The organism is Frankia sp. EI5c, assembly GCF_001636565.1.
Lineage (GTDB): Bacteria > Actinomycetota > Actinomycetes > Frankiales > Frankiaceae > Parafrankia.
Window position 1 is genome coordinate 1 of sequence record NZ_LRTK01000023.1, and the last position, 7888, is coordinate 7888.

Below are 7888 nucleotides of genomic sequence, written 5' to 3' on the forward strand. Positions count from 1 at the left end.
GTCCGCAACATCGCGCTCGTGGCGACGGCGGTGGCCCGCGGTGACCTCTCGCAGAAGATCACCGTCACCGCCCAGGGCGAGATCCTTGAGCTCAAGGAAACCCTGAACACGATGGTGGACCAGCTCTCGTCGTTCGCCGACGAGGTGACCCNGGTGGCCCGGGAGGTGGGTACCGAGGGGAACCTGGGTGGCCAGGCGCACGTGCGGGGTGTGTCGGGTGTGTGGCGGGATCTCNCCGAGTCGGTGAACTCGATGGCCGGGAACCTGACCAGCCAGGTCCGCAACATCTCCGCGGTGACCAGGGCGGTGGCCCGCGGCGATCTCTCGCAGAAGATCACGGTGACGGCGCAGGGCGAGATCGCCGAGCTGAAGGACACCGTCAACACGATGGTGGACCAGCTCTCCTCGTTCGCGGCCGAGATCACCCGGGTCGGCCGGGAGGTGGGCGTCGAGGGCAAGCTGGGCGGCCAGGCCACGGTGGCCGGCGTCGCCGGCACCTGGAAGGACCTCACCGACAACGTCAACCAGCTCGCCTCGACCCTGACCATCCAGCTCCGCGCGATCGGCGACGTCTCGACCGCGGTGACCCGCGGTGACCTGACCCGCTCCATCACGGTGGAGGCCGAGGGCGAGGTCGCCGAGCTCAAGGACAACATCAACCAGATGATCGCCCGGCTGCGGGAGACCACCGAGGTCAACGCCCAGCAGGACTGGCTGAAGTCCAACCTGGCCCTCATCGGCAGCAAGATGCAGGGCCAGCGGGACCTGTACACGGTCTGCCAGATGATCATCAGCGAGATGACCCCGGCCGTGAACGCCCAGCAGGGGACGGTCTACCTGCTCGACTTCATCGAGGGCGACAAGCTGCGCTACGTCGCCGGCTACGGATCGGTGCCGCGGCGCCGCTCGGACGGCACGTTCCTGTTCGGCGAGGGGCTGATCGGCCAGGCGGCACTGGAGAAGAAGCGCATCCGGGTCGAGGACGTCCCCGCCGGCTACCTCAACATCCGCAGCGGTCTGGGCGAGGCCCCACCCTGTGACCTGGTCGTGGTCCCCGTCATCTTCGAGAACCAGGTGCTCGGGGTCATCGAACTGGCGTCCTTCACCCCGTTCTCCGACCTGCACCTCACCCTCGTCGACCAGCTCGTCGACACCATCGGGGTCGTCCTGAACACGATCATGGCCAACGCCCGGACGGAGGAGCTGCTCGCGCAGTCCCAGCGGCTCACCCAGGAGCTGCGCTCCCAGTCCGTCGAGCTCCAGCGCACCAACAACGAGCTGGAGGAGAAGGCGGCGCTGCTGGAGGAGAAGAACACCGAGATCGACATGGCCCGGATCGGCCTGGAGGAGAAGGCGGAGCAGCTCGCGCTGTCCTCGCAGTACAAGTCCGAGTTCCTGGCGAACATGAGCCACGAGCTGCGGACCCCGCTGAACAGCCTGCTCATCCTGGCGAAGCTGCTGGCCGACAACCCGGATCACAACCTCAGCCAGAAGCAGATCGACTTCGCCGAGACCATCCACTCCGCCGGCTCGGAGCTGCTCGGGCTGATCAACGACATCCTGGACCTCTCCAAGGTCGAGGCCGGGAAGATGAACGTCGACGCCGGCCCGGTGCGCACCGCCGCGCTGTGCGACACGGTGGCGGGCGTGTTCGGGCCCACCGCCGAGGAGAAGGGCCTCACCTTCGAGATCAGCGTGGCCGCCGACGTGCCGGCGGAGTTCGTCACCGACGAGCAGCGCATCCAGCAGGTGCTGAAGAACCTGCTGTCGAACGCGGTGAAGTTCACCGACTCGGGCACCGTGCGACTGGACATCTCCGTCGCCCCGCCCGACACCCCCTTCGTCGCGCCCAGCCTGCGCTCGGCGCCGATGGTGCTCTCGTTCGCGGTCAGCGACACCGGAATCGGCGTCGCCGCCGAGAAGCTCAGAATGATCTTCGAAGCCTTCCAGCAGGCGGACGGCACCACCTCCCGCCGCTACGGCGGCACCGGGCTGGGGCTGTCGATCAGCAAGGAGATCGCCCGGCTGCTCGGGGGCTCGATCGCGGTGTCCAGTCAGATCGGGCAGGGCAGCACGTTCACCCTGTTCGTGCCGTCAGTGATGCCGACCGAGGTGCCCGCGGGCGTGATTCCCGGGGAGCCCGACGGTGTCCTCATGATCGTGGACGGCGCGGGTCAGGTCCGGCCGCGGCCGGACGCGGGCGGCGACCGTGACCGCGGCCCGGTGCTGGCGGGAGTCGAGCATGCCGCGCTGGTCGCTCCGGACCGTCGGCCGGGCGGTGCCGGCGGCACCGGCGGCGCCGGCGGGTCGGTGGACACGGGCGGTGACGGCTCCGGTGGTGCCGGCCAGTCCGGTGAGCTGTCCGGGGTGTCACGGGTCGGAGCGCCCACGCTGTGGTCCAGTCGTGGGTCGGAGTCGCCGGCCGCCGACCTGGGTGCCGGCGTGGGCACGCCGTTCCTCACCGACCCCGCGGGGCTGGCGCGGCCACCCGCCTCGAACCTGGACAGCACCGACCCGCTTGTGGGCGCCTCCATCCTGGTGGTGGACGATGACGTGCGAAACGTGTTCGCGCTGACCAGCGCACTGGAGATGCACGGGATGCGGGTGCTCTACGCCGACAACGGCCACGATGCCATCCGTATGCTTCAGCAGGACAACGAGCCTGTGCACCTTGTGTTGATGGACGTCATGCTCCCGGGCATGGACGGCAACGAGACGACGTCGGCCATCCGGGCGATGCCGGCGTTCGCTCCGCTGCCGATCCTCGTCCTGANCGCCAAGGCCATGCCCGGTGACCGAGAGAAGAGCATTTCGGCCGGAGCGACCGACTACATCACGAAGCCGGTCGATCTTGATCACCTTCTCGGAGTGATGCGGTCACATCTGTGATGATCAGATCGCGTATGGTGCGCATTTGGGTAGGCGTCAACGGGCCGGTGATGGCCCGGACATGCCGATCGGCGATGGTGGAACAGTGGTGTCGTCATCATGGGCGGCCAGGCCGACCGGCGAAGGAGGAGGCAGGCGGGTGACCGAGCGGACCGGCGGACCTGTCGACACCGCGGGCGCGTCAGACGTGGAGCGACCACGGAGCAAGATCCTCCTCGTGGATGACCGGCCTGACAACCTGATGGCNCTGGAAGCGATCCTCGCTTCCCTGGACCAGGACCTGGTCACGGCGTCCTCGGGCGAGGAGGCGCTCAAGCGTCTGCTCATCGATGACTTCGCGGTCATCCTCCTGGACGTCCAGATGCCGGGCATGGACGGCTTCGAGACGGCGCACCGGATCAAGCAGCGTGGGCGGACGCGGGACACGCCGATCATCTTCCTCACGGCGATCGACCGTGAGCCGCACCATGCGTTCCGCGGCTACGCCGTCGGGGCGGTCGACTACATCGCCAAGCCCTTCGACCCGTGGTTGCTGCGCGCCAAGGTCAGCGTTTTCGTTGAACTGTTTGAGAAAAATGAACGGTTGACGGAGCTGGTCCATCAGCGGGTACGGGACTTCGACCTCATCGCCGAGGTGGCCGAGCGTCTGATCGCGCTCGACGTGCTCCTCGACGGGGCCGCGACCTCGAACGAGGAGACGCTGGCCGCGGCGAGTGCCGAGGTCCGGGGTCTGGTGGCCCGGCTGCAGCCGTTCGCCCGGTCGTCGGGCGGCGCAGCCGAGTAGGGCGTCGAAGCCGGGGGCCGGGGGCCGGCGGTTGGTGGCCGGCGGTTGGCGGTTGGCGGCTGGTGGCCTATGGCTGGCGGCGGGCTGTGACGCCGGGGTGCCCGTGTGGTCACGGTGTGATGTGGCGAGTAGGTGGTGGGGCTGGTTGTTGCCCCGGGTGGATCTCATTGTGAAATTGGGCGTTGTTGCCCGTGACCCCTTGTAAGGTCTCCCTAGCTGGAACGTACACAAGGGGGCGGGGGCGATGGCGGGCGTCGACCCGCACGCGATCGCCGCGGCGGACCTGCCCCGGTTGAACCTGCCCTATGCCGATGGTCTGATCACGATCAACCGGGTCCGGCGTGCGCCGGACTCCCTGGTGTGCTCGGTGGCTGCCGGCGACCCCGCCGCGGGGCGGATCGTGACCAGCGTCGACTTCCTCACCATCGACCCCCCGCAGGCCGCCCGCACCGCCGTCGGGCTGGTGTGCGTGGCGGACCTCACCGCGGTCGCCGTGCACGCGCGGTACGCGCCGACCGACACCGCGGCGCTCGCGGTCTGCTTCGCCGGCCGGTTGCACGACGCCCGCGTCGCGCACGCCCTGGCCGGCCGGGTGGTCGTCGCGGATCACCGGCCCGAGCTGCCGCGCCCGGCGGAGGGAACCGTCACGGGGCGGGGGCTGGTGCGCGTCCCACACCTTGTCACCGTGCATCACTCGCCGACCGGGCCGACCGGGCCGACCGGGCCGGGTGGGCCGGGTGGTTCCCGTGGTCCTCGGGGTGGTCCGAGGGTGCCCGCGGGGGTGACAGACCGGGTTGTGTGGGAAATCATGACCTTTGATCAGTATCTGATCTGGCTCGGGGGCGCGCCGGGGCCGGATGCGGGTGTGCTGGAGCGCCACCTGGGTGGGCTCCTCACGCTCGCCGCCTTGCTGCGTGGGCGATGCGCGCAGGTCCCGCGTCGGGACGAGGTGCTCAGCGCCNTTGGCGGCAGGCCGTTGACGACGGCCGCGGTGTACCGGCATCCCGGGCTGTTGCTCGCCGTCGCGGCGGCTCTCGGCGAGCGCGAGGCATAACCGGCCCGTTCGGGCCGCCGGCGCGTCGATAACATGCGGATACGTCCGATGTCACTGCGACGTCCCGTCACGGGGTTTCACAAATATTTCGGAGGTGCCGACCCGTGGTCGTTGCCCGGCGACACCTCGAGCGTTCACGGGGCAATCAGCCGATTTCAATCGGGCCGTATGCGGTTGAACGCCAGCTTCTTGAGGCTGGAACCGGGCCGGTCTATCTTGCCCGGGAGCCGGCCGGCCGCTGGGTCGTCATCAAGGTGATCAGTGCTCCGTTCGCCCGCGACCACGAATTCCGCCGACGGCTGCGGGCGGACCTGGAGACCGTCCGGGCGCTGGCGCCGCCGTCGCTCACCGAGATCATCGACGCGGACACCTCAGCGCAGCCTCCCTACGTCGTGACGGCCTTCGTCGATGCTCCGACGCTGGCTCACCGGGTCGCGCACGCAGGTCCGCTGCCTCCTGGGGAGGTGCGGGACCTCGCGGTGGCACTTGTGTCCGCGCTCACCGGGCTCCATGGTGCCGGTCTCGTCTCCGGCGACCTGAAGCCGGCAAATGTGCTGCTTTCCCCGGATGGAATCCGACTGCTCGACTTCGGTCTGTCCCGCGTTCTCAACACCGTCGCCGTGGCGAACCGGATCGGTGCCGGCCCGGGGATGGGCACCCCCGCTTTTATTACCCCGGAACACGTTCTGCGGCAGCCCCTCACGGCTGCGTCCGACATCTTCACGTGGGGTGGCGTGATCCTCTTTGCCGCCACCGGAAGGCTCCCGTTCGGTAACGGCACACCGCAGGTTCTGTTGCAGCGGGCCGTCTACGCGGAGCCGGACCTCGTCGGCCTGGAGCCCAGGCTCGTCGAGGTCGTCAGCGCGGCGATGCGCAAGGATCCGTCCCGCCGGCCGATGGCCGCGGAACTGCTGGAGCTGCTGGCGGATCGTCCGGGCACCCGGCTGCCGCCGATCGGCGGCGCGTCCGTCCCCGCAGTCAGGGAGAGCCCGGAAGCCGCGAACGCGCCTGACCCCGTCGTGCCCGTCGCGGAGGTCGAGCCCGCGCCTGTCGAGCCCGCGGCGCCCGCGGCCGAAACCGTCCAGGTGGAGCCCGCGTTGCCCGTGGAGCCCGCGTTGCCCGTGGAGCCTGCGGAGGCGGTGGAGCCCACCGAGGCGGTGCGGGGAGGCTCGGTCGAGCCGGTGGTTGCAGCCGAGCCGGTGGTTGCAGCCGAGCCGGCCGAGCCGCTCATGCCCGCGGAGGCGGCGAAACCGGCCGCCGCCCAGGGGCGAACGGGCATGGCGAACCGGTTCTTCCACCTGTTCGTCGTCGGTATCGCGAGCCTGGCGGCCGTCACCCTGGTGATCGAGACTGTCGGCACGGTCCGGGCGCACGCGGCGGCGAGTGACTCCAGGAAGATCGCGGGCCAGGCCCGGGCGCTCCTTGCTGATCAGCCGGAGCTGGCCGGTCAGCTCGCCGTCGCGGCCTATGAGATCTCCCCGACCGCGGCCGCCGCCCAGGCGCTGGTGGAAGCGTCCGTGCGGCGGGCCGGTCATCTCCCGGGCGAGGTCCGGGCGCTCGCCGTGGCGCCGGACGGGCGGAGCCTGGTCGCCGGCGGCGACACCGGCGCCGCCCTCTGGGATCTGGCGGACACGACGGCATACCGGCAGCTCACGGACTTCCCGCTGGACGGGGCGGCGGTCAGCGCCGTCGCCTACCTGTCGCCGCCCGGGCAGGCCGCGTCCGCCGGCACGATCATCGTCACTGCCGCCGGCGCCGCCCTCCCGGCCGCGGCCGACTCTCCCTCCGCACGGCCCGGCGGCCCGAGTAGCGTCCAGTTGTGGCGGGTGATCTCGGACGGGACGGTCGAGCGCCTCGGTGCGCTCGCGGGGCACAGCGGCACGGTCGGCGCGATCGCGGTGAGCGAGGACGGTGGCACGGTGGCCACCGGCTCCTCCGATGGCATGCTGCGGCTGTGGGACGTCCGTGATCCGCGTGTGCCCGGGCTCTTCACCGCCCTGCGCACGGCGGGCCCGATCACGGCGCTGGCTTTCTCCCCTGCCGGTGACCAGCTCCTGATCGGTGGTACCGAGCGCCTCTCGCTGTGGTCGCTGAAGGATCCGCAGTCCCCGCGCCGCGCGGCCGCGCTGCGCGGCGAGGGCGTCGTCACCGGTGCGGCCTATTCACCTGACGGGCAGGTGCTGGCAGTCGCCACCGCGGGCCTTCCCGTCGTCGCCACCGGCGAGAGGGCCGCTGCCACGCCGGTGGCGGTGGCCTCCTCGGTCGCTCCGCCGGCACAGACCCGGTCGATCGTGGAGATCTATCGGCCGCGGGACCCTCGCGGACTGCACCGGCTCACCTCGTTCGCACCCGAGGGGGGCGCCGGCGCCCTGGCTTTCGCCGCCGCCGGGAAGGCGCTCGTGGTGGGGCCGGCCACGGCCGGTGGAGGCGTCTCCCTGTGGGATCTTTCGAGCCCCGCCCGGCCTTCGCCCCGGCTGACCCTGTCCCTGCCTGGTGGCACCGAGAGCGCCGCCGACAGCGCGACCGCGACCGCCGCCGCCATCGACAGCGCCGCCGACACAGCCACTGATGAGGACACAGCCGCCGACACAGATGCGGACACAGATGCCGACACGCATGCCGACACGCATGCCGATGCCGAGGCCGATGGCGAGGCCGAGGCCGAGGCTGAGGGTGAGGCCGACGGCCCGGAGGCACCTGTTGGTCTCGCGCTCGCGGAGGCCGGGCGCCGGACACTCGCCGTCGCGGACGGTAACGCGGCCCGTGTCTGGGAGCTGGATCCCGCGGTCGCACGGGAGAGCATCTGCGGACGCATCCAGAATGTGATCACGCGCGCGCAGTGGCGGGAGCATGTCGGAGCCCGGCACTATTCACCGCCCTGCCAGCGCGACTGATCCGCCGTCCGCGGCGGCGGGCGTCCAGGTCAGCGGGTCGTGGTCTTTGGCCACAGTGCGGTGGCGCGCTGAGCCCCGGGTAAAAGTCGGTGCCAGGCCGGGCTACGGGTGACGCCAAGCGCTTCGGGTGACGTGGCTGTCTGATCGGCGGGATATCGCGGTTGTTGGGCCGGCGGCGGGGTGCGGNGGGTGGCGGCTGCGGGCTGGTGTGGGGGGCGCACTGTGCCGGCTGTTCGATGTCCACGATCCCGTCGGTGGACGTCTGGG

The 7888-nt window shown here is 70.8% G+C and carries 3 protein-coding genes and 4 pseudogenes; all 7 read left to right on the forward strand.

Translation table 11 applies throughout. The features are described 5' to 3' along the window. Window positions 1-151 (forward strand): HAMP domain-containing protein (locus tag UG55_RS36520; protein WP_242424282.1); only part of this gene is annotated, 151 nt, incomplete at both ends. An 84-nt stretch (window positions 152-235) separates the two neighbouring features. Further along, window positions 236-2773 (forward strand): annotated as a pseudogene (locus UG55_RS13290) (ATP-binding protein); the annotation flags it as partial. Between the two features lies 1 nt (window position 2774). After that, a pseudogene (locus UG55_RS36525) lies at window positions 2775-2889 on the forward strand (hypothetical protein); the annotation flags it as partial. 61 nt (window positions 2890-2950) lie between these two features. Next, a pseudogene (locus tag UG55_RS47155) lies at window positions 2951-3135 on the forward strand (response regulator); the annotation flags it as partial. Between the two features lies 1 nt (window position 3136). After that, window positions 3137-3673: pseudogene (locus UG55_RS13295) on the forward strand (two-component system response regulator); the annotation flags it as partial. Between the two features lie 244 nt (window positions 3674-3917). Next, a partial coding sequence (locus tag UG55_RS13300; RefSeq protein ID WP_242424280.1) for a hypothetical protein occupies window positions 3918-4634 on the forward strand: 717 nt, incomplete at its 3' end. Window positions 4635-4831: 197 nt separating this feature from the next. Further along, window positions 4832-7621, forward strand: a complete 2790-nt coding sequence (locus tag UG55_RS45975; RefSeq protein WP_066067786.1) for a WD40 repeat domain-containing serine/threonine protein kinase — start codon at window positions 4832-4834, stop codon at window positions 7619-7621. The last annotated feature ends 267 nt before the right edge of the window (window positions 7622-7888 follow it).